The organism is Streptomyces sp. NPDC047853 (assembly GCF_043204535.1).
GTDB lineage: Bacteria > Actinomycetota > Actinomycetes > Streptomycetales > Streptomycetaceae > Streptomyces.
The window spans coordinates 177188-199242 of record NZ_JBIDCI010000009.1 but is presented as its reverse complement, the minus strand read 5'-3'; the positions used below and the strand labels follow the sequence as shown (position 1 = coordinate 199242).

Here is a 22055-nt window from a genome sequence, read left to right as displayed (position 1 = left end):
GGATACGGGGTGTTTTCTTGGAGAAGAAGGTCACACCCCGTAGGCACCGTTCGGCCGCCGACTCGGCTTCCTGGCTTACCCAGTTGCGGCGGGAAGCCGCTACGATCGCCGGAAAGCCGCCGTCCCCCGTCAGTGTGCGGCATCATCCGCTACGAAGGTCATCCATGCCCCACAGCCAAACCTCTGCATCTCGCGACAGCCTGGCCGGCGTACGCCTCGCGCGCGGAGCATCGCCGTGGCTTCTGCCGACCGTCGCCACCGCAGCCGTCAGCCTCCTCCGTGCCCGCCGTTCCGGCGCCGCCAAGGCCGTCGCCGTCCCCGCCACCGCGCTCGCGGCGGGGATGCTGTGGTTCTTCCGCGACCCCGAGCGCGAGATCACCCAGGGCCGGGTCATCTCGCCCGCCGACGGTGTGGTGCAGAGCATCATGCCGTGGAAGGACGGACGCACCCGCGTCGCGATCTTCATGAGCCCGCTCAACGTCCACGTCAACCGCGCGCCCCTGGCGGGCACGGTGACGTCCGTCGAGCACGTGCCGGGCGGCTTCGTTCCCGCTTTCAACAAGGAGAGCGAGAACAACGAGCGCGTCGTGTGGCACTTCGACACCGAGCTCGGCGACATCGAGATGATCCAGATCGCCGGCGCGGTGGCCCGTCGCATCGTCCCGTACGTGCCGCAGGGCACCAAGGTCGAGCAGGGTGACCGGGTCGGCCTGATCCGCTTCGGCTCCCGCGTCGACCTGTACCTGCCGGAGGGCGTGGAGGTCGCGGTCGAGGTGGGGCAGAAGACGGTGGCTGGGGTGACTCGCATTGACCGTGGTTGATCCGCAGACCCAGGCCGGCTGGGTGCCCGAGGCCGACGAGGCGGACGACGAGGAGGAGATGCCCCTCTCGCTCCGCCTGTCGATAGCGGACACCCTCACCCTCGGCAACGCCACGTGCGGCTTCATGGCGGTGTACTTCACCACCACCGGCATCCTGATCCCGCACCTCATGGGCAGCGACGAGTCGGGCATGGCCCGGCACAGCGCGGCCACGGCGGTCATCCTGATGCTGTGCGCGGCGATCTTCGACCTGTTCGACGGCCTGGTGGCGCGCAAGCTGCGCAGCTCCCCGATGGGCGCCGAGCTGGACAACCTCTCCGACCTGATCAGCTTCGGGCTGGCCCCCGCGTACTTCGTCCTCGTCTACGGCATGGTCGCGGACGACGCCTACCAGCGCGTGGCGGCGGTGGGGGCGATCGTGGTGCTGCTGGCGGTGGTGCTGAGACTCGCCCGGTTCTCCTGCGTCACCGTGAAGGACGGCACCTTCCAGGGCATGCCGTCGCCGTTCGGGGCGCTGACGGTGGTGTCGATCGTGCTGCTGGAGCTGCCCTTCGTGGCGACGCTGCTCGCGATCATCGGCACCGCCTGGCTGATGGTGAGCCGGGTCGAGTACCCGAAGCCGCGGGGGCGGCTGGCGGTGGCGATGCTGTCGTGGATCGTGCTGTCGATGGGGCTGCTGGCCGCATGGGCCTTCGACGCGCCGAGCGGGCAGCTGCTCCTCCAGACGGGGTGTGCGCTGCAGCTGGTGATGGGCGCGGTGATCCCGCTCTTCGCCACGGCCCGCAGGGTGAACAACTTCCGTGACAACCGGCGGGAGGCGCGCGCGGCACAGCCGTAGCGGCAGCACTGACGCGGAAGGGCCCCTGACCCGGGTGGGTCAGGGGCCCTTCCGTCTGTGCGTCCCCGTCTGCGCGTCGCCGTCTGTGCGTACCCGGCGCGGTGCGGTGGGCCGGGGCCGGGGCCGGGACGGCGGAGGCCGACTCAGCTCAGGAAGTCCCGGGCGATGCCCTCGGCCACCCGTTCCAGGATCGGCCCCGCCTCGGCGATGCACTTGCGCACGTCCGGCTCGACGTCCGTCAGCGGGTAGGCCCGTCGGATGCCGGCCCGCCCCAGTACCGCGGGCGCCAGCGCGAGGCGCCCGCACACCGCGACGACCTCCTTGTTCGCGGCCCGCGCCGCCGCGGCGACACCGGCCGGGGCCTTGCCGTGCAGGGTCTGCTCGTCCAGCGAGCCCTCGCCCGTGATCACCAGGTCGGCCCGCTCCAGTGCCGGCGCGAAGCCGAGCACGTCCAGCATCACCTCGATGCCGGGCCGGAACCGCGCGCCGAGCAGCATCGCGCCGAAGCCGATCCCGCCGGCCGCGCCGGCACCCGGCGAGGCGGCGTACTCGGCGGCCCGCGCGCCCACGGTCTCCGTCTGTTCCAGCACCTTCGCGAAGTGCGCGAGGGCCGCGTCCAGGGCCTCGACGTCCTCGGGTGAGGCGCCCTTCTGCGGGCCGTAGACCGCGGGGGCGCCCTTCGGCCCGGTCAGCGGGTTGTCGACGTCGCTCGCGAGCACCAGCTCGACGCCGGCCAGCCGCGGGTCCAGGTCCGACAGGTCGGCCGAGGCCAGATCGGCGAGGCCGCCCCCGCCCGGCGCGACCGGCGCCCCGTCCCGGTCCGTGAAGCGCGCGCCCAGCGCCGCCAGCATCCCGGCGCCGCCGTCGGTGGTCGCGCTGCCGCCGACGCCGAACACGATCGTCCGCGCCCCCGCGTCCAGCGCGGCCCGCAGCAGCTCGCCGGAACCGAACGTGGACGCCGTCAGGGGCGCGAGGACATCCTCCGGAAGCCGCTGGAGGCCACTGGCCTCGGCCATCTCCACGACCGCGGTGTCACCGCGCAGCGCGAACGCGGCCGTCACCTCGTCACCGAGGGGCCCGGTGACCCGTACCTCCCGGCGTTCGAACCCGGCCGCGACCGCGGCGGCCACGGTGCCGTCGCCGCCGTCGGCCACGGGCAGCGCCTCGACCTCGAGGTCCGGCACGACACGGCGCAGTCCGGCCGTCACCCGCTCGGCGACCTCCACGGCCGTCAGCGAGCCCTTGAACTTGTCCGCGGCGACGAGCACCCGGCGGGCCCCGTCTCCTGCAGCGTCAGCCACCTTGCTCTCCCCTTGCTCTCCGAGCCTTGCGCACGTCAAGGCAGTCGCGCCGCTGCGACCATAACCGGAGGACGGCCACGCCGTCATGCCCTGCCCGCACCCTGGACCGGCCGGGAGGGGGCCGGCGGCTCGCTACGCTTTCGGGATGACCACTGCTGACTACGCCGCATACATCGCCGGGCTGCCCCGCGTCCTGGCCGGCGCCGCCGCCCTGTTCCGCGACGCCGAGGGCCGGGTGCTGCTCGTCGAGCCCAACTACCGCGACGGATGGGTGCTGCCCGGCGGCACGATCGAGTCGGAGGACGGGGAGGCGCCGCGGCAGGGCGCGTGGCGGGAGACCGTCGAGGAGATCGGGCTGGACGTCCGGCTCGGCCGGCTGCTCGCGGTGGACTGGGTGCGCGGGACGGGCCGCCCGCCGATCGTCGCCTACCTCTACGACGGCGGGGTCCTGACCGAGGACGACCTGAAGGCGATCCGCTTGCAGGAGGAGGAGCTGCTGTCCTGGCGGCTGGTGGCCCGCGAGGAACTGGGCGCGTACCTGCTCGGCCCGCTGCACGGCCGGGTCCTGGCCGCGCTGGACGTCCTCGCGGACGGCTCCGGGACGGCCGAGCTGGAGAACGGCGTCCGCGTCGACCGATAACCGTTCGCCGCCCGCACCCCCGCGTCCTACGCTCGACCGCATGACCAGCAAGCCCCTCGTCGCCCTGCTGAGCGGTGCCGGCATCTCGACGGACTCCGGCATCCCCGACTACCGCGGGCCGAACGGGCTGTGGCAGCGCGATCCGGAGGCCGAGAAGCTCGTCACGTACGCGTACTACATGGGCGACCCGGAGATCAGGCGGCGCTCCTGGCGGATGCGCCGGGAGGCCGGGGCGCTGGGGGCCGAGCCGAACGCCGCGCACCGCGCGGTGGCGGAGCTGGAGCGCTCCGGGGTGCCGGTCCGGGTGATCACGCAGAACGTGGACGGCCTGCACCAGCTGGCCGGGGTCCCCGCCCGCAAGGTCCTCGAACTGCACGGCAGCGCACGCAGCTGCGTGTGCACCGCCTGCCACGCCCGGGGGCCGATGGAGGACGCGCTCGCCCGGGTCGACGCCGGTGAGGACGACCCGCCGTGCCGGGAGTGCGGCGGCATCCTGAAACCGGCGACCGTGATGTTCGGCGAGCGGCTCGACCCGGTGGTGCTCGGCGAGGCGGCCGCCATCAGCAAGGCGTGCCAGGTGTTCATCGCGGTCGGCAGCAGCCTCCAGGTGCAGCCCGCCGCCGGACTGGCCGGCGTGGCCGCCGACCACGGCGCCCGCCTCGTCGTCGTCAACGCCGAACCGACCCCGTACGACGACCTCGCCGACGAGGTCGTCCGGGAACCGATCGGGACCGCCCTGCCCGAGCTGCTGCGCACGCTGGTGTCCGGGAGCGACGGAGCGGGTGGGTGAGGGCGGGGACGCGGCAGCCGTTCCGGGGGGCCGCTAGAACAGCGCGGCGCCCCGTTCGAAGTCGAGCAGGCGCTGCTTGCGCTCCAGGCCGCCGCCGTAGCCGGTGAGGCCGCCGCTCGCGCCGATGACGCGGTGGCAGGGGACGATGATGCCGATGGGGTTGCGGCCGTTGGCGAGGCCCACGGCGCGGGAGGCGGCCGCGTTGCCGAGGGCGGCGGCGAGTTCGCCGTAGGTGCGGGTCTCGCCGTAGGGGATGCGGCGGAGCTGGTCCCAGACCGTGCGCTGGAACGGGGTGCCGTTCAGCCTCAGGTCGAGGGTGAAGTCCGTCAGCTCACCCGCGAAGTACGCCGTCAGCTGCTCCTCCGCCTCGGCGAACGGTCCGTCGTCGGGCGCACCGAAGCTCTCCTCGGGCGGGCGGTGACGCTGGTCGGTCATGTAGAGGCCGCACAGGGCGCCGTCCTCGGCGACGAGGGTCAGCGCGCCGTAGGGGCTGTCGATCATGGTGTGCTGTTTCACGGGGGTTCCTCGCAGGGGGTTCACACGGTCACACGGGCAGGAAGTTGATCGGGTGGCTGTCGGTCGCCCAGAGGTACTGGACGGCGTACGCCCGCCAGGGCCGCCAGGCCGCCGCGCGGGCGGTGAGCGCCGCCGGTGTGGAGGGCAGGCCCAGCTCCCCGGCGGCGCGGCGGACGCCGAGGTCGGTGGGGAGGAAGGCGTCGGGGTCGCCGAGGGCGCGCATGGCGATGACGTCGGCCGTCCAGGGGCCGAAGCCGGGGAGGGCGAGGAGCCGGGCCCGGGTCTCGGCCCAGTCGGTCTCGACGCCCAGGGCGAGTGAGCCGTCGGCCAGGTGGGAGACGAGCGTGGTCAGGGTCGTGCGGCGGGTGCGGGGCATGGCCAGGGTCTGCGGGTCCACCCGCGCCAGTGCCTCCGGTGACGGGAAGAGGTGGGTCAGACCGCCCTCGGGGTCGTCGACCGGATCGCCGTGCGCCGTGACCAGGCGGGCGGCGTGGGTGCGTGCGGCGGCGGTGGAGACCTGCTGGCCGAGCACGGCCCGTACGGCGAACTCCGCCTCGTCGACCGTGCGCGGCACGCGCCGGCCGGGCGCCTTGTCGACGAGCGGTGCGAGCAGCGGGTCCGCGCGCAGCTGGTCGTCGACGGCCACGGGGTCGGCGTCCAGGTCGAGCAGGCGGCGGCAGCGGCTGATCGCGACGGTCAGGTCGCGCAGGTCGCCGAGGGTGAGGCGGCAGGCGATGTGGTCGGGGCGGGGGGCGAGCGCGACGATGCCGTGACCGTACGGGAGGCGCAGGGTGCGGCGGTAGGCGCTGATGGGGGTACCTCCCACGCCCTCAAGGCTGTGGGGGAGCCACTCCTCCACGCCGGGTACGGCGGTGGCGGCGAGGTGCCCGAAGAGGTTGTCGGGGTGGAACGGGGTGCGGAACGGGAGGCGCAGGGAGAGGGTCCCGGGGGTGGCGGCGGGGGCCGGGCGGCTCTTCGGGACGCGGGTGCGCAGCTCGCTCGGGGAGAGTGCGAAGACCTCGCGGACCGTGTCGTTGAAGGTGCGGACGGAGGAGAAGCCGGCCGCGAAGGCGACGTCCGCCATCGGCAGCGGGGTCGTCTCGATGAGCAGCCGGGCGGTCTGGGCGCGCTGGGCGCGGGCCAGCGCGAGCGGTCCGGCGCCCAGTTCGGCCAGGAGCTGGCGTTCGACCTGCCGGGTGCTGTAGCCGAGCCGCGCGGCGAGACCGGGAACGCCCTCGCGGTCCACGACGCCGTCGGCGATCAGCCGCATCGCGCGGGCGGTGAGGTCGGCGCGCAGGTTCCACTCCGGGGAGCCGGGGCTGGTGTCCGGGCGGCAGCGCTTGCACGCCCGGAACCCGGCCTGCTGGCAGGCCGCCGCGCTCGGGTGGAAGACCATGTTCTCGGGCTTGGGCGGCACCACCGGGCAGCTGGGCCGGCAGTAGATGCGGGTCGTCAGGACGGCCGTGAAGAACCAGCCGTCGAACCGTGCGTCCTTCGACCGTACGGCGCGCACGCAGCGCTCGGTGTCGGTGTGCATTCCCGTCTGCATGCGTCCAGGATGGCCCGCCGGCCCGGTGTGGGCTGGCGGGAATCCGACACGGACGTCACGCTTCCTGGGCCGGTCCGGATCGCCACGCCGACTCGCGCAGCAGCCGCAGTCCGTTGAGACCGACCAGCACGGTCGAGCCCTCGTGTCCGGCGACGCCCAGGGGCAGCGGGAGATGCCCGATCAGGTCCCACAGGACGAGGACGGTGATGCACGTGCCCGCGATGACCAGGTTCTGGACGACCAGCCCGCGGGCGCGCCGGGACAGCCGGACGACGGCGGGAACCGCCGTCAGCTCGTCGCGCACGACGACCGCGTCCGCGGTCTCCAGGGCCAGGTCGGAGCCGGCCCGGCCCATGGCGAGTCCCGCGTGCGCGGCGGCCAGCGCGGGGGCGTCGTTGACGCCGTCGCCGACGAAGAGCACCCTGCGGCCCGCCCGCTCCCCCTCCCGTACGGCCTCGACCTTGTCCTCGGGCAGCAGGTCCGCGCGGACGTCGGTGATGCCGGTCGCGGCGGCCACGCGGGCGGCGGCGGGGGCGTTGTCGCCGGTGAGCAAGGTAGGGGCGGTGCCGGTGAGGGCGGTCAGCGCGGCGGTTGCCTCGGCGGCGTCGGCGCGCAGCCGGTCGGTGAGGGCGAGGGTGCCGACCGGGGTGCCGTCGCGGGTGACCTGGACGGTGGTGTCGGCGCCCTCGGGGGCCCCGGCCCGGCCGACGTGCACGGTGCGGCCCCCGACCACGGCCGTCACGCCCCGGCCCGGGGTCGCCGTGAAGTCCGCCGCGGGCGCGAGGGGCAGGTTCCGGGCGCGGGCGGCGGCCACGATCGCGCGGGCCAGCGGGTGCTCGCTGGGGTGCTCGGCGGCGGCGGCGAGCGCGAGGAGGGCGTCCTCGTCGAGCCCGGAGCCGGGCAGCGGGCGTACGGCGGTCACCTCGGGGGTGCCCTCGGTGAGGGTGCCGGTCTTGTCGAGGGCGGTGGTGTCGATCTCGCCGAGGCGTTCCATGGCGACCGCGGACTTCACCAGGACGCCGTGCCGGCCCGCGTTGGCGATGGCGGACAGCAGGGGCGGCATGGTCGCGAGGACCACCGCGCAGGGCGAGGCGACGATCATGAAGGTCATGGCGCGCAGCAGGGCGTCCGTGAGGTCGGCGCCGAAGGCGAGCGGGATGCCGAAGACCGCGAGGGTGGCGACGACCACGCCGACCGCGTAACGCTGCTCGATCTTCTCGATGAACAGCTGCGTCGGCGCCTTGGTGCGGGACGCCTCCTCGACCAGGGTGACGATCCGGGCGATCACCGAGTCGGCGGGGTCGCGGGCGACGCGGACGCGCAGCGCGCCGGTGCCGTTGAGGGTGCCGGCGAAGACGTCGTCGCCGGGGCGCTTGAGGACGGGGACGGACTCGCCGGTGATGGTGGCCTGGTCGACCTCGCCGGTGCCGTCGACGACCGGGCCGTCGGCGCCGATCCGCTCCCCCGGGCGGACCAGGATCAGGTCGCCGACGGCCAGCTCGGCGGTCGGGACGGTCTCCTCGCGGCCCGCGTCCAGGCGGGTCGCGGTGGTGGGCGCGAGGTCGAGCAGGCCGCGCACGGAGTCGGCGGTGCGGGCGGTGGCCAGGGCCTCCAGGGCGCCGGAGGTGGCGAAGATGACGATGAGCAGGGCTCCGTCGAGGACCTGCCCGATGGACGCCGCGCCGAGCGCCGCGACGATCATCAGCAGGTCGACGTCCAGGGTCCTCTCGCGCAGCGCCCGCAGGCCCTCCAGCGCGGGCTCCCAGCCGCCGGCGGCGTAGGCGAGGGCGTAGAGCGGGCCGTAGGTCCAGGCGGGGGCGGAGCCCAGGTCGAGCGGGAGCGCGGCGAGGAAGGCGAGGAGCGAGGCGAGCGCCCAGCGGGCCTCGGGCAGGGCGAGGACCCGGGTGCGTCGGCGGGGCGCCCGGTGGACGGACGCGGGGACCTTGGTGGGGGCGAGCGTGGTGGACACGCGGCACACCATACAGGAACAGATGAAGACTCATTCATGCGTTCATGTGTGGTGAGTAGGATGAACCGCATGGGTCACGGAGCCGCCACCACCGCGCAGGACGCCACCGCACGCGTGCGGCTGGACGCGGACAACGTCGCGAAGGTCGCCACGACGCTCCAGGCCCTGTCCACGCCGTCCCGGCTGCTGATCCTGGCCCGCCTGCGCGAAGGCCCGCTGCCGGCCACCGAACTGGCGGCGGAGGTCGGCATGGAGCAGTCGGCCTGCTCGCACCAGCTGCGGCTGCTGCGCAACCTGGGGCTCGTGGTGGGTGAGCGCCGGGGCAGGTCGGTGGTCTACGCGCTGCACGACCACCACGTCGCCGAACTCCTCGACCAGGCCGTGTTCCACGTGGAGCACCTGCGGCTGGGCCTCAGCGACGCGGCGGAGTGAGCAGCTCCCGCATGGTCTCGGCGGCGCGTACGGCGGCGTCCGCGCAGCAGTTGTTGAAGAGCACGTGCAGTTCGTCCGCCTGCCGGGCGGCGCGCCGCAGTCGGGGCGCCCAGGCGGCGAGTTCGGCGGCGGAGTAGTCGTACCGGAAGCGGTCCTCCTTGCTTCCCCTCCCCCACGCGCGGCTGCGCCCGTGGAAGCGGACGACGGCGAGGGCGGGCCGGGTGACCGGCGCGACGGGCGGCAGGGAGGCGGGCAGATCCTGGGCCATGTCGGTGCCGACCGCCGACGCGTCCAGCGCGGACAGCAGCGCGTGGGTGGTGTCCGCCTGCCGCGGCGCCCACCACCCGGGGTGCCGGAACTCGACGGCGAGCGGCCAGGCCTTTGTGCGCCGGGCGCACGCTTCCAGTGTCGCCTCGGCCGGGGTACCGGGCGCGAACCACGGCGGGAACTGGAACAGCACGGTGCCGAGCCGCCCCGCCTTGCGCAGCGGCTCGACCGCCTCGGCGAAGCGGCCCCACACCTCGTCCAGCAGGCCCTCGTCCGCCCGTCCGCGCCGCAGCGCGTCGGGGCCGACTCCTCGGAGGTCGGGAGGCAGGGCCTCCACCCGGGTGGGGTGGCCCGTGAGCAGGGAGAAGGCCTTGACGTCGAAACGGAACCCCTCGGGCGTGCGCTCCACCCACAGCTCGGCGTTGCGCCGGCTCGGCAAGGCGTAGTACCCGGCGTCCACTTCGACGACGGGCAGCCGTGCGGCGTAGTGCCGCAGCCGCCCCTCGGCGTCCCGTCGCCCGCGCGGATACCAGCCGCTCGCCACGAGCTGACGGTCCGTCCAGGAACACGCTCCCACCAGTACGTCACCCATGGGAGCCCGGGTACCCCGGGCTCCCGGGCCTCTAATCGGTCGCCGTGGGCCGGCGTGAGGCGGCCATTGCCTCCCGCACGTCCGTCAACGGCCGCAGCCGGTAGGTGTAGGAGTAGTCCCGGTCGGCGAACAGCTTGAACTCGTCGTGTGTGTGCGCGCCCCAGCTGTTGTCACCGCCGACCCCCATCTGACGGTAATTCAGCCGCAGCACGACGGCGTCGCGCGGGGTGAGCTGGTAGTCGTGCCGCACCCCCGCCGACAGGTCCTCCGGCGTGAAGTGGGACGCGTTGGCCTCCAGCAGGGGCTCGCCCGAGGCGAGCAGGCCGACGCCGTGGCGGTCGGTGAGGGCGATCCAGCGGACGTCGGTCTTGTTGCCGTTCTCCTGCGGCCGGATGTACGGCGTCCACTGCTCGGCGACGGTCCCGGAGTACAGGCCGACATCGGTGCCGGTGTTGCGGTCCCAGTGGTTCTCCTCGGGGCCGCGACCGTAGTAGTGCAGCCGGTCCAGGCCGCGCGGCAGGAACAGCAGGGTGCCCACCTCCGGGATGTACGGGAGGTTCGCGGCGCCCGGGCGCAGGGTGTTGTCGACCTTGATCTCGCCGTTGCCGAACACCGTGTACGAGGTGGTGTACGTCGACTCGACGGTGGTGGGCAGGGTACCGGTGACCTCGATCACGACGGCCCGCTCGCCCAGGGCGCGCACGGTGACGTCCGTGACCTCGCGCCGGGCGCCGGCGTCGCGCCAGGTCTGGTTGCGGGTGTGCTGCCCGTTGCCGTGGTCGTTGTCGGTGGGCGCGCGCCAGAAGTTGGGCACGGGCCCGGAGGTGATCAGCCGCCTGCCCTTGGCCTCGTACGAGGAGAGGGTGCCGGAGCGCTTGTCGACGGTCACCGAGAAGCCCCGGCCGTCGACCGTGACCTCATCGGCGCCGTCCCGGTGGCGCAGGGCCGGCACCCGGTCCAGGGGCACGGGGGTCACGGCGCGGACGTCCACGTCCAGGGCCAGTTGCGCCCGGGCGACCTCGAAGCCCGCCTTCGCCCAGGGCGTGGCCTCCTTGGTGGTGAAGGACAGCTGGAGGAAGTACTCGGTGCCGGGCTCCGGGTCGTCCGGCAGCCTCACGGGCACGGTGATGTCCTTGCGGGACAGCGGCCGCACGTCCAGTTGCCGGCGGGTGAGCCGCCCGCGCCGCACCACCTCGCCGTCGGCGACGAGTTCCCAGTGGCCGTCGAACTCGCGCAGGTCGGTGAACAGGTACTCGTTGACGAGCGTGACCGAGCCCGCCTCCCCGGCCCGCGGTTCGACGCCGACGGCCTGGTAGACCCGTTTGACCTCGGCGGCCTTGCCGGTGTGGCCGCGGTCGGCGAGGACGACGCCGTCGGCGACGAAGCAGCCGTCGTTGGGGTTGTCGCCCCAGTCGCCGCCGAAGGCGAAGAAGGTCTTCTCCTTGGGCCGCTTCCGCTCGACCCCCACGGTCCGCGCGTCGAACCAGAACCGCACCCCGTCGTCACCGGGGCCGCGGTCGTCGTCGGCCAGTTCGGCGGCGGTGAGGGCGCGGGCGTGGACGCGAGCGCGGTGGATGGTGCCGCTGAACTCGCGGACCTGGTTGTCGGCGTCGGTGGCGAGGGCCAGGGAGGCGGTGTTGTTGGTGGGCCTGCGGTCGGTGGTACGGGTCGCCCGCCGCTCGCCGTCCACGTACAGGGTGAGGTTGCCGGCCTCCGCGTCGAAGACGCCCGCGATGTGGTGCTCGCGGCCGGTCCAGTCCTCCGGCACCGTCCAGGTGGCGGTGATCCACTGACCGCCGGAGTGGATGAAGAACTCCAGCGTCCGGTTGTTCTGCTTCAGCGCGTACTGGGTGTCGCCCTTGGTGAGGATCGGCTGGTGGTAGCCGGTCACGTCCGGGGTGACCCAGGCCTCCAGGGTGAGCGAGCCGGTGAGGTCGAGGCCCTCGTCGCGGGCGAAGACGGTGCCGCCGGACAGGCCCTTGCCGGGCTCGAAGGTCCCCGAGGCGCCGAGGATCTCGCCGCGCAGCCCGGCGGGCCCGGTCTCGGTCAGCAGGGTGCGCTCCGGGACCGGCCAGGTCAGCGACTGGTCGACGAAGTCCCAGATCCAGCCGCCCTGGAGCACGTCGTGGGCGCGGACGACGTCCCAGTACTTCTTGAAGTTGCCGGTGGAGTTCCCCATCGAGTGGGCGTACTCGATCATCACGTACGGGCGGGTGTCCGAGGTGTCCTTCGCCCGCTGCTCGACGCGTTGCGGGGTGTCGTACATCTCGGAGCGGATGTCGCTGATGCCGGGGCGGTCGTCGCCCTCGTACTGGATGACGCGGGTGGGGTCGTAGGCGCGGATCCAGTCGTGCATGGCGGTGAAGGTGCTGCCGCCGCCGGCCTCGTTGCCGAGCGACCAGATGACTACGGAGGGGTGGTTCTTGTCGCGGTGCACCATGTTCTGGGCACGGGCCACACAGGCCTCGGTCCACTCGGGGTGGTCACCGGGGTACTCCTCGCGGATGCCGTGCGTCTCCAGGTTGGTCTCGTCGACGAGGTAGAGGCCGTACTCGTCGGCGAGTTCGTACCAGAGCGGGTTGTTCGGATAGTGCGAGGTGCGGACGCTGTTCATGTTGAGTTGCTTGATGATCCTGATGTCCTGGACCAGGTCGTCGCGGCTGAGGGCGGTGCCCCGGTCCGGGTGCATCTCGTGCCGGTTGGTGCCGCGGAAGGAGACGGGCCGGCCGTTGATGCGCATCAGGCCGTCCTTGAGCGCGAACTCGCGGAAGCCGACCCGGTGCGACAGGGTCTCGACGACCTTCCCCGCGGGGTCCCGCAGGCGCAGGACGGCGGTGTAGAGGTACGGCTGCTCGGCCGACCACAGCCGGGGCCCGGGTACGGCCTTCGCGGCCCGTACGGTGACGTCCTGGCCGGCGCCGACGGCGGCGAGGTCGGCGGACTGCTGGAGCGGGCGGGTCCAGACGGCGTGGCCGCGGGCGTCGTGGAGCTGGGTCTCCACGGTGTACCGGCCGGCAGCGGCGGGCCCGTCCCCGTACGCCCGCACGCTCGCGGTGACCACCAGCTCGGCGTCCGTGTACGTGTCGTCCAGCGGGGTCTCCAGCTTGAAGTCGCGCAGGTGCACGGCGGGCGTGGAGTAGAGGTGGACCGAGCGGAAGATGCCGCTCAGCCGGATCATGTCCTGGTCCTCCAGCCAGTCGCCGTCGGCGTAGCGGTAGACCTCGACGGCGATCTGGTTGGTGCCGGGCTTCAGGTGGTCGGTGATGTCGTACTCGGAGGGCGTGTAGGAGTCCTCGTCGTAGCCGACCAGTTCGCCGTTGATCCACACGTAGTGGGCGGACTTGACGCCCTCGAAGTGGAGGAAGGTGCGGCGGCCGTCCCAGTCGCGGGGGACGGTGAACGTGCGCCGGTACTGGCCGACCGGGTTGTAGCGGGTCGGCGCGGTGGGCGGCTGCGGGTCCTCGCCGCGGCCGTTGGGGCCCCAGTACGGGTACGTGATGTTCAGGTAGATCGGGAAGTCGTGGCCGTGCAGCTGCCACACGGACGGCACCGGGATGGTCTCCCAGTCGCCGTCGTCGGTGTCGGTGCGGTGGAAGTCGACGTCCCGGTCCTCGGGGCGGTCGGCGTAGGCGAACTTCCAGGTGCCGTCGAGGCTCAGCCGGTACGGCGAGCGGGTGCGGTCTCCGGTGAGGGCCGCCTTCACGTCCGGGTAGGGCATGAGCGTGGTGTGCGGCGGTTCGGTGCCGAGTCTGAAGACACCGAAGTCCTGCCACTGCGGGGTCTCGTCGGCCGGCGTCCGGCGGCCGGCCGCGTGGGCCGCGACGGGCGGGGCGGACAGGGCGAGCGCGCCGAGGACGGCGGCGCCGCCCTCCAGGAGGCGTCGGCGGCTGACGAGCGGCCGGGGGTGGGGGGCCGGGAGTGCGGCGGGTGACACGGGCGAGTGCGGCATGACCGTGGCCTTCCGTGGGCTTCGGGGGCGGCTCAACGCTCGGTGCTGTGACAGCAGTTGACGTGGGGGTGCTGCACAACTGCCGGTGACGCGGCGACTACTGGGTCAGGCACACCCTAGGACCCGAACACAACCGAATCAATTACCCCATCGGACTTTGTTGGTTCCTGGTGGACGGTGGCCGCTCCCCTGTCCGCGGCGGGCGGGAACGCGGTCAGGAGCGCGTCAAGGTGGCCCATTCGACGGTGCGGTCGCACCAGCGGTCGAGGAGGACGCGGTCGTGGCCGACGGCCAGCAGGCCCGCGCAGGTGGCGGCGCGGTAGTCCTCCACCACCCGGACCAGGGCGGCGGTGGTGGAGGCGTCGAGCATCGCCGTCATCTCGTCGCACACCAGCCAGCGCGGGCGCAGCACCAGCGCGCGGGCGAGGCAGGCGCGCTGCAGCTGGCCGTCGCTGACCTCGTGCGGACGTCTGCTCAGCAGGTCGGTGGTCAGCCCCACGGTGGCGGCCAGTTCACGGACCCGGTCGGTCATCCCCGTCCGGCGGCCGGTGGCGCGCAGGGGCTCGGCGATCAGGTCGGTGAGCGCCAGCCGGGGGTCGGCGGAGAGCCGGGCCTGCTGGAAGACGACGCCGAAGGCGGTGCGCTGCTCACGCGGGGCGCGGTGGCGCCAGCGCCGTACGGGGGTGCCGTCGACCACGAGGGTGCCGGCGTCGGGGTGGTGCAGCAGGGCCGCCACGCGGGCGAGGGTGGACTTGCCGCAGCCGCTCGGGCCGAGCAGGCCGACGGCCTCCCCGGGCGCGACCGACAGGGAGATCCCCCGGATCACGGGCGCGTTCCTGTCGTAGCCGGCGGTGATGTCGCTCAGTTCAAGCACGGTCGGCGGCCTCCGTGAGCACGGCGTGCGGGTGGTGGCAGGCGACCGTGCCGGCCAGCGACGGGAGCGTGGCGCAGGAGTCGGTGGCCCGCTCGCAGCGGACGGCGAAGGCGCAGCCGTCCGGGAGGGCGCCGAGTTCGGGCGGCAGCCCGGGGATCGGGGTGAAGGCTCGTTCGGGCAGGGCGTCCAGCAGGCCGCGGCTGTAGGGGTGGCGGGGTCCGGGGGTGCCGAAGAACTCGTCGGCGTCGGCAAGTTCGACGATGCGGCCCGCGTACATGACGGCGATCCGGTCGGCGATGCGCTCGGCGGCGGCCAGGTCGTGGGTGATCATCAGCAGCGCCCGCCCCTCGTCGCCCGTTCCGTCGTCGACATGGCGTCGCAGCTCGTCGACGGTCCGGTCCACCAGGTCCCGGTCGAGTCCGGTGGTCGGCTCGTCGGCGAGCAGCAGCGGGGCCTCGCCGACCAGGGCGAGGGCCGTGGCGGCACGCTGGGCGAGACCGCCGGAGAGTTCGTGCGGGTGGTGGTCGAGGTGGTCCGGGGGGAAGGCGGCGCGTTCGGCGGCGGCCTCCGCGGCCCGGCGCAGGTCCGCTCGGCCGCGGACCGGGGTGAGGTGCGCGACGGTCTCCTCCAGTTGGGAGCGGATCGTGCGGACCGGGGTGAGGTGGGCGGCCGGGCTCTGCGGCACGAGGCCGATCAGCCGGCCCCGTACGGTGCGCGCGAAGGTCCGCTCGTCGGCGGTGAGCAGGTCCAGGTCGCCGAGGAGCGCGCTGCCCGCGATCCGCGCGTTGCCGGGCAGCAGGCCGAGCAGGGCGGAGGCGAGGACGGACTTGCCGCAGCCGCTCTCGCCGATCAGGGCCAGGCACTCGCCGGCCGCCACGTCGAAGTGGGCGTCGGTGACGGCGGCGACGCTCCGCCCGCCCGGCATCAGGAAACGCACCGACAGACCGCGTACCGACAGCACGGGGGCTCGCTCGGTCACAGCATCAGCTCCGATCGGCGGCGGGGGTTGATCCGCTCCCGCCAGGCACCCGCGAGACCGGCGACGGCGAGGGTGGGGACGATGATGAACAGGCCCGGGAAGAGGGTGGGCCACCAGTGCCCGGCGAGCAGCGATCCCCGCGCCTCCTGGATCAGGTTGCCGAGGCTCGCGGTGTGGGTGGGCAGCCCGAGCCCCAGGAAGGACAGCGCGGACTCGTGCCACATGGCGTGCGGCACCATCAGTACGGCGGCCAGCGCGGCCTGCGGCAGCACGCCCGGCAGCAGGTGCCGTACGGCCACGCGCCACCGGGAGGCGCCGCCGGAGACGGCCGCGTCGACGTAGGGGCGCGATCGCAGGGACAGCACCTCGGCGCGGACGATGCGCGCGGTGGACAGCCAGTGGGTGAGCGCGACGGAGACCACCACCGGCCAGACGCCCGGCCGGAACATGGCGACGATGAAGATGCCGAGCAGCAGGTGGGGCACGGAGGCGATGGTGTCGACGACCCGCATCACACCGCGGTCGACCCAGCCGCCCAGCGCTCCGGCGGTGGCGCCCACGGCGGTGCCGACCACGGTCGCCGTCAGGGCCGCCGCCACTCCGACGAGCAGCGAGACACGCAGCCCGTAGACGCAGCGCAGCAGCAGGTCGCGGCCGACGTCGTCGGTGCCGAACGGGTGGGCCCAGCTGGGCGCCCGCAGTTTCGCGGCGAGGTCGACGGCCTGTTGGTCGAGCTGGACCAGCGGCGGCACGAGCAGCACCGCGAGGACGGTCACGGCCAGCAGCGCCGCGGAGGTGCGCAGGCGCAGGGTGCGGGTGGAGCGGCGGTCGGCGCCGTGGGAGCGCCACACGGTGGGCCGCGCCGTCTTCTCGGCTGTGATCTCAGCCATGGGACTCACATATCACTGAGCTTCACCCTCGGGTCGAAGAGTCCGTAGAGCAGGTCGGCGAGCAGGTTGCCGGCGAGTACGGCGGCGGTGGCGAGGGTGGTGAGGGCGGCCAGCAGCGGGAAGTCGACGGCGGTGGCCGCCTCGACGGTGGCCGCGGCGATGCCCGGCCAGCTGAAGACGGTCTCCACCAGCAGGGCGCCGGTGATGAGTTCGGGGACGCGGGAGCCGATCAGGGTGAGCACCGGCAGCAGTCCCGAGCGCAGTGCGTGTCCGAACAGGACGGTGCCCTCCCCGATGCCGCGGGCCCGTGCGCCGCGCACCGGGTCCTCGGCCAGGGCGTCGCCGACCCCCTGGCGCACGTAGAGCGTGAACCAGGGCAGTTGGGAGACCGCGAGCACGCCCGCGGGCAGCACGATGTGGCTCGCGACCTGTCCGGGGGTGACCTGCTCGCTGGCGGTGTCCGTCAGCCCGCCGGCAGGCAGGACGTCCCACTGGAGGGCGAACAGCCACACGGCGAGCAGCGCGATCCAGAAGACCGGCGCCGCCTCCAGGGTGTACGCGACCGAGGTGACGGCCCGGTCCAGCATCGAGCCGGGGCGGCGGGCGGCCAGCACCCCGAGGAGCGTGCCGGCCAGGACGGCGACCGCGAAGGCGACGGCGCACAGCAGCGCGGACCACACGAGGCGTTCGCCGATCACCTCGGCGACCGGCTGGCGCATCACCCCGGAGTGCCCGAGGTCGCCGGTGAGCGCCGAGGTCAGCCAGTTCCACCAGCGCGCGACGAAGGACTGGTCGACACCGAGGTTGTCCCGCAGCCGGTCCAGGGTCTCCTGGTCGGCGCCGAGCGCGGCGGTGCCGGCGTACGCCTTGACGGGGTCGAACGGGGAGGCGGCGGCGATGGCGAAGACGCCGAAGGTGACGACGAGGACGACGGGGACGGCGAACAGCGCCCGTCGTCCCGCGAGGCGTGCCATCGGTCCCCAGGGCAGCCGCCGGGCGGACCGGTTCACTTCTTGGGCTGCCAGTCCTCGATGTTCCACCAGGGTCCGCTGGCGAAGCCGTGCTCGTGCGGCTCCAGCTGGGTGGTCAGGCCCTTCCAGCGGTCGGCGAGGACGTAGAGGTGGTCGATGTGGGTGAGGAAGGTGTAGCCGGGGTTCTCGACGAGGGCCTGCTGGATGTCGTCGTAGGCGGCCTCGCGCTTCTTCGGGTCCTGGGTGCGTCGCCCGGCGTCGAGTGCCTCGTCCACCGCCTTGTCGTCGTAGCCGGCCATGTTGTTGAAGCCGTCGTTGGCGAGGGAGGAGTGCAGCAGGGTGTAGAGGCCGAAGTCCGGGTCGCCGACGCTGCCGAAGCCCGCGAGGACGGCGTCGTGCTTCATCCGCGGCTCGATGACCTCCCAGGTGGCGCCCTCCACCTTCACCTCGATGCCGGCCTTCTTGGCGTCGGAGGCGTAGGCGAGCGCGTGGTCCTGTCGGACCTTGTCGCCCGAGGGGTAGTACAGGGTGAACGAGGCGCGCCGCCCGTCCTTGGCGCGGACCCCGCCGGAGCCGGCCTTCCAGCCCGCCTCGTCCAGGACGCGCCGGGCCTCGGCGAGGTCCCGCGGGCGCTCGATGCCGCGCGCGTACCAGGGGTCGTCGGCGGGCAGCGGACCGTACGCGGGACGGCCCGCGCCGTCGAGGATCTTGTCGACCATGGCCCGGCGGTCCACCGCGAGGTCCAGTGCCCGTCGGACCGCCCGGTCGCCGGTGACCTCGCCCGTGGTGGGCAGGGTGACGGCCCGGAAGTCGTAGGACTTCGCCTCGTAGGTGCGGCGGCCGTCGTCGTCCTTGAAGGTGGCGGCGAGGTTGGGCGGCAGGACGGCACCGTCGAGGTCGCCCGAGCGCAGGCGGGTGGCGCGCACGTTGTCGTCGGCGATGATCGCCGTGGTGAAGGTCTTCACCGCGGGCTCGCCGCCCCAGTAGTGCGGGTTGGCCTTGAAGGTGAGCTTCTCGCCCTTGCTCCAGTCGGCCAGCACGTACGGGCCGGTGCCGACCGGCTTGGTGTTGAAGGCGCCGGTGTTGGGGTTCTGCTTGCCCGCGACGTGCTCGGGGACGATGGGCAGCACCGTGCGGGCGGCGAAGGCCGCGTACGGGTACTTGAGGGTGAAGACGACGGTGCCGTCGCCGCTCGCGCGGACGTCCTCGACGGCGTCCAGTTCGCTGCGGGCGGTGTTGTTGGTCTTCGCGTCGAGGACGGTGCGGTACGTGTAGACCACGTCCTGGGCCGTCAGCGGCTCCCCGTCGCTGAACTTCACGCCCTCGCGCAGGGTGTACGTGTACGTCCGGCCGCCGTCGGCGATCTTCGGCAGCGCGGTCGCCAGGGCCGGCTTCAGCTTGAGGTCGGTGTCGCGGGCGAGCAGCCCGTCGAAGATCTTGGAGTTTCCGTCCTTGCCGTAGCCGAGCAGCGGGCTCAGGGTGTCCGGCTCCGAGGCCACGCCGATCACGACGGACTCGGCCGCCTCGGCGTCGCCTCCGGTACCGCCCCCGGGCGCGGAGCAGGCGCCGGCGCCCGCGGCGAACGCCGCCACCACCGCGGCACTTCGTATCGGACGGGTCCGACGGGTCCTCATGTCTCCCCCACGCTTGTCGTTGGTGCGGGGTTATTGCACATCAGTTGCAAGAGAAGCGTCAAGCCAGGTGGGAAAGCGTCCGGGGGGCGGGGCGGGGAAAGCGGGCGTGGCGCGAGGGCCGGTCAGCCGACCAGCGCGGCGAACGCCTCGTAGGCCCGGTCGTCGAAGAGGACGAACCGCGCCTCCGCCACCGACGTGTCGGTGGCCCGGACCGTCTCGACGGCGATGCGGGCCGCGTCGTCCATCGGCCAGCGGTAGACACCGGTGGAGATCGCGGGGAAGGCGACCGTGCGGGCGCCGAGTTCGTCGGCGACGCGCAGGGACTCGCGGTAGCAGGAGGCGAGGAGCGCGGAGCGGTCCTCGGTCGTGCTGTACACCGGGCCGACCGTGTGGATCACCCAGCGCGCGTCCAGGTCGCCCGCGGTGGTGGCGACCGCCCGGCCGGTGGGCAGCCCCTTGCCGAGGTGCCCCGCGCGCAGCCTGCGGCACTCGGCGAGGATCGCGGGGCCGCCGCGCCGGTGGATGGCGCCGTCTACTCCGCCGCCGCCGAGCAGTGAGCTGTTGGCGGCGTTGACGAGGGCGTCGGCGCTCTCGCGGGTGAGGTCGCCCCGGACGAGGGTGAGGGTGGTCATGTCTGCCGCAGCCTGCGCCAGACGGCCTTCGCCGCGTTGTGCCCCGACATGCCGTGCACGCCCGGGCCCGGCGGCGTGGCGGAGGAGCAGATGAAGACCGCCGGGTGCGGGGTGCCGTACGGGAACAGGGAGAGCTTGGGCCGCAGCATGATCTTGAGGCCGGAGATCGCGCCGGAGGCGATGTCACCGCCGACGTAGTTGGCGTTGCGGGCGGCGAGTTCGGGCGGGCCCGCGGTGGCGCGGGCGAGGACGCGGTCGCGGAAGCCGGGGGCGAAGCGCTCCAGTTGGCGTTCGACGGCGTCCGTGAGGTCGCCGGACCAGCCGTTGGGGACGTGCCCGTACGCCCAGAAGACGTGCTTGCCCTGCGGTGCCCGGGTGGGGTCGGCGACGCTGGGCTGCACGGTGATGAGGAACGGCGGGTCGGGTGCGCGGCCCTCCCGGGAGGCCGCGTTCAGCGCGGCGCCGATCTCCGCGCTGCTCGCGCCGACCTGCACGGTGCCCGCGGTGCGGGGCGCCTCGGCGGTCCAGGGGACGGGGCCGTCCAGCGCGTAGTCGAGCTTGAAGACGCCGGGGCCGTACCGGTAGCCGGCGTAGTGGTTCCCGAGGCCGGCGATGCGGGCCAGGGCCGTGGGCGAGGTGTCGAAGACGTAGGCGCGGGCGGGCGGCAGGTCGTCGAGGCGCTTGACCTCGTAGTCGGTGTGGACGGTGCCGCCGAGGTCCTCGAGGTAGGCGGCGAGCGCGTCGGAGATGGCCTGGGAGCCGCCGCGGGCCACGGGCCAGCCGCGGGCGTGCGCGGCGAGGGCGAAGACCAGGCCTATGGCGCTGGTGGCGAAGCCGCTGAGGGGGGCCATGACGTGCGCGACGAGGCCGGCGATGAGGGTCTTGGCGCGGTCGTCCCGGAAGCGCCGCATCAGCCACGTCGACGGGGGCAGGCCGGCCAGTCCGAACCGGGCGAGGGTCACCGGGTCGCGGGGCAGTGCGGTGAGCGGCAGGGACATGAAGTCCCGGGCGAGGGTGTCCCACCGGGGGAGGAAGGGCTCGACCAGCCTGCGGTAGGCGCCCGCGTCACGCGCTCCGAAGGACGCGGCCGTCTCCCCGACCGACCGGGAGAGCACGGCGGCCGAGCCGTCCGGGAACGGGTGCGCCATGGGCAGCCCGGCGTGCAGCCACCGCAATCCGTACCGCTCCAGGGGCAGGGCGCGGAAGGCGGGCGAGTTGATGCCGAGGGGGTGCGCGGCGGAGCACGGGTCGTGCCGGAAGCCCGGCAGCGTCAGCTCCTCGGTGCGCGCCCCGCCGCCGACGGTGTCCCGCGCCTCGAACACGGCCACCGAGAAACCGCGGCGGGCCAGCTCCACGGCAGCGGTCAGTCCGTTCGGTCCCGCACCCACCACGACCGCATCGAGCATCGACGGCACCTTCGGACTCCTTCGTCAGCCGATGGCCACTCGGGTCAGGATATGCCCGGGCTCCGACAGCCCGCGGTCGCGGGTGGGGCGGGAGGGGCGCGGCGGGACGGGCGGCGGGGCCGGAGGGGCTCAGGCCTCGCCCGACAGCAGGGCCACCACCCGCCGGGCGGTGGCCGCGTCGCGGGCCGCGGTGAACGGCAGCTCGTTGTCGCCCGTGACGCGAAAGGGCTCGCCGGTGCGGGTCAGGTGGGTGCCGCCCGCCTCCTCGACCAGGAGCAGGCCAGCGGCGTGGTCCCAGGCCGCCTCCCAGGAGAAGGCCGTGGCGTCGGACTCGCCACGCGCGACGGCGAGGTACTCCAGGCCGGCCGAGCCGCAGGCGCGGGGCGCCACACCCGGGGTGCGCAGGCCTGTCAGGGCGTGCTTCTGCTCGTCCGTCGTGTAGTCCGGGTGGGACGTGGCGACCCGCAGGTCGCGGCCGGGCTCGGGCGGACCGGCGTACAGCCGCTCGCCGTCCAGGAAGGCGCCCCGGCCCCGTACCGCCGTGGCGAGCCGGTCCAGGGCGGGGGCGTACGTCCACGAGGCGTGCACCACTCCGCGGTGGGCGAGCGCGACCAGCGTGCAGAAGCCCGGGTCGCCGTGCACGAACTGCCGCGTGCCGTCGACGGGGTCGACGATCCACACCGGTGCCTCGCCGCGTATCGCCTCGTAGGAGGCCGGATTGGCGTGCACGGCCTCCTCGCCGACCACGACCGAGCCCGGCAGCAGGGCGGCCAGGACCTCCGTGAGATACAGCTCGGCCTTGCGGTCGGCGTCCGTCACCAGGTCGTGCGGGCCGGCCTTCTGGTCCACCTCGTGGTCCGCGAGCCGGCGCCAGCGCGGCATGATCTCCTGGGCGGCCGCCTTGCGGACGGCCTCCTCCACGTCGTCGGCGTGCCGGGCGAGAAACTCGTCGATGGTTTCGTTGCTCTCGATCATGACTCCATGAGAGCACGCCCCACTGACAGC

General features: G+C 73.7%; 19 protein-coding genes. 5 read left to right on the top strand and 14 right to left on the bottom strand.

The window, feature by feature from the left end:
* Positions 1 to 164: 164 nt before the first annotated feature.
* Together ACGF5T_RS19100 and pssA are read left to right on the top strand one after the other, a co-directional pair.
* On the top strand, positions 165 to 821 hold the full coding sequence (locus ACGF5T_RS19100; RefSeq protein WP_356607028.1) for a phosphatidylserine decarboxylase: 657 nt from the start codon (positions 165 to 167) through the stop codon (positions 819 to 821).
* Positions 822 to 843: 22 nt separating this feature from the next.
* A complete protein-coding gene (gene pssA, locus ACGF5T_RS19095; protein ID WP_356607565.1) occupies positions 844 to 1659 on the top strand; it encodes a CDP-diacylglycerol--serine O-phosphatidyltransferase in 816 nt (271 codons plus the stop codon).
* A gap of 143 nt (positions 1660 to 1802) precedes the next feature.
* On the opposite strand, the gene ACGF5T_RS19090 is transcribed toward pssA, so the two are convergent.
* Positions 1803 to 2927 carry a glycerate kinase gene (locus tag ACGF5T_RS19090; RefSeq protein ID WP_392888580.1) on the bottom strand — a complete coding sequence of 375 codons (1125 nt, stop codon included), beginning with the start codon at positions 2925 to 2927 and terminating at the stop codon, positions 1803 to 1805.
* A 178-nt stretch (positions 2928 to 3105) separates the two neighbouring features.
* On the opposite strand from ACGF5T_RS19090, the gene ACGF5T_RS19085 reads away from it, so the two are divergent.
* Both ACGF5T_RS19085 and ACGF5T_RS19080 read left to right on the top strand, forming a co-directional pair.
* A complete protein-coding gene (locus tag ACGF5T_RS19085; protein ID WP_366766335.1) occupies positions 3106 to 3600 on the top strand; it encodes an NUDIX hydrolase in 495 nt (164 codons plus the stop codon).
* Positions 3601 to 3640: 40 nt separating this feature from the next.
* Positions 3641 to 4390 (top strand): Sir2 family NAD-dependent protein deacetylase, encoded by a 750-nt coding sequence (locus tag ACGF5T_RS19080; protein ID WP_366766336.1) that lies wholly within the window; start codon positions 3641 to 3643, stop codon positions 4388 to 4390.
* A gap of 33 nt (positions 4391 to 4423) precedes the next feature.
* Here the strand turns inward: ACGF5T_RS19080 and ACGF5T_RS19075 are convergent, their stop codons facing one another.
* From ACGF5T_RS19075 to ACGF5T_RS19065, 3 genes are read right to left on the bottom strand one after another with little or no spacing between them, the layout of a single operon-like run.
* Positions 4424 to 4906: a methylated-DNA--[protein]-cysteine S-methyltransferase gene (locus tag ACGF5T_RS19075; protein ID WP_356607036.1), complete on the bottom strand. Its 483-nt coding sequence runs from the start codon at positions 4904 to 4906 to the stop codon at positions 4424 to 4426.
* A 28-nt stretch (positions 4907 to 4934) separates the two neighbouring features.
* Positions 4935 to 6455: an AlkA N-terminal domain-containing protein gene (locus tag ACGF5T_RS19070; protein WP_356607038.1), complete on the bottom strand. Its 1521-nt coding sequence runs from the start codon at positions 6453 to 6455 to the stop codon at positions 4935 to 4937.
* Between the two features lie 55 nt (positions 6456 to 6510).
* The gene (locus ACGF5T_RS19065; protein WP_366766337.1) at positions 6511 to 8436 is read right to left on the bottom strand and encodes a heavy metal translocating P-type ATPase; all 1926 of its coding nucleotides are present in this window, start codon (positions 8434 to 8436) and stop codon (positions 6511 to 6513) included.
* Positions 8437 to 8493: 57 nt separating this feature from the next.
* Between ACGF5T_RS19065 and ACGF5T_RS19060 the strand changes: the two genes are divergently transcribed.
* Positions 8494 to 8856, top strand: a complete 363-nt coding sequence (locus ACGF5T_RS19060; protein ID WP_356607042.1) for a metalloregulator ArsR/SmtB family transcription factor — start codon at positions 8494 to 8496, stop codon at positions 8854 to 8856.
* Here ACGF5T_RS19060 and ACGF5T_RS19055 read toward each other — a convergent pair.
* From ACGF5T_RS19055 to ACGF5T_RS19010, 10 genes are all read right to left on the bottom strand, one after another.
* A complete protein-coding gene (locus tag ACGF5T_RS19055; protein WP_366766338.1) occupies positions 8837 to 9715 on the bottom strand; it encodes a DUF72 domain-containing protein in 879 nt (292 codons plus the stop codon). The two genes, ACGF5T_RS19060 and ACGF5T_RS19055, sit on opposite strands and share 20 nt — an antisense overlap.
* A gap of 31 nt (positions 9716 to 9746) precedes the next feature.
* The gene (locus tag ACGF5T_RS19050; RefSeq protein WP_366766339.1) at positions 9747 to 13664 is read right to left on the bottom strand and encodes a glycoside hydrolase family 2 TIM barrel-domain containing protein; all 3918 of its coding nucleotides are present in this window, start codon (positions 13662 to 13664) and stop codon (positions 9747 to 9749) included.
* A 214-nt stretch (positions 13665 to 13878) separates the two neighbouring features.
* Entirely contained in the window at positions 13879 to 14538 is a 660-nt protein-coding gene (locus tag ACGF5T_RS19045) for an ATP-binding cassette domain-containing protein (protein WP_366766340.1), read from the bottom strand.
* Positions 14531 to 15517 carry an ABC transporter ATP-binding protein gene (locus ACGF5T_RS19040; RefSeq protein ID WP_356607050.1) on the bottom strand — a complete coding sequence of 329 codons (987 nt, stop codon included), beginning with the start codon at positions 15515 to 15517 and terminating at the stop codon, positions 14531 to 14533. The genes ACGF5T_RS19045 and ACGF5T_RS19040 overlap by 8 nt, the downstream gene beginning before the upstream one ends.
* Entirely contained in the window at positions 15514 to 16407 is an 894-nt protein-coding gene (locus tag ACGF5T_RS19035) for an ABC transporter permease (RefSeq protein WP_356607052.1), read from the bottom strand. The genes ACGF5T_RS19040 and ACGF5T_RS19035 overlap by 4 nt, the downstream gene beginning before the upstream one ends.
* Before the next feature lie 5 nt (positions 16408 to 16412).
* Positions 16413 to 17381, bottom strand: a complete 969-nt coding sequence (locus tag ACGF5T_RS19030; RefSeq protein WP_356607054.1) for an ABC transporter permease — start codon at positions 17379 to 17381, stop codon at positions 16413 to 16415.
* A 32-nt stretch (positions 17382 to 17413) separates the two neighbouring features.
* Positions 17414 to 19012 (bottom strand): ABC transporter substrate-binding protein, encoded by a 1599-nt coding sequence (locus ACGF5T_RS19025; protein WP_366766341.1) that lies wholly within the window; start codon positions 19010 to 19012, stop codon positions 17414 to 17416.
* 122 nt (positions 19013 to 19134) lie between these two features.
* Entirely contained in the window at positions 19135 to 19644 is a 510-nt protein-coding gene (locus ACGF5T_RS19020) for an O-acetyl-ADP-ribose deacetylase (protein WP_356607058.1), read from the bottom strand.
* Complete coding sequence (locus ACGF5T_RS19015; RefSeq protein WP_356607060.1) at positions 19641 to 21050, bottom strand: NAD(P)/FAD-dependent oxidoreductase; 1410 nt, start codon at positions 21048 to 21050, stop codon at positions 19641 to 19643. The genes ACGF5T_RS19020 and ACGF5T_RS19015 overlap by 4 nt, the downstream gene beginning before the upstream one ends.
* 129 nt (positions 21051 to 21179) lie before the next feature.
* Complete coding sequence (locus tag ACGF5T_RS19010; RefSeq protein ID WP_356607062.1) at positions 21180 to 22025, bottom strand: inositol monophosphatase family protein; 846 nt, start codon at positions 22023 to 22025, stop codon at positions 21180 to 21182.
* Positions 22026 to 22055 lie beyond the last annotated feature (30 nt).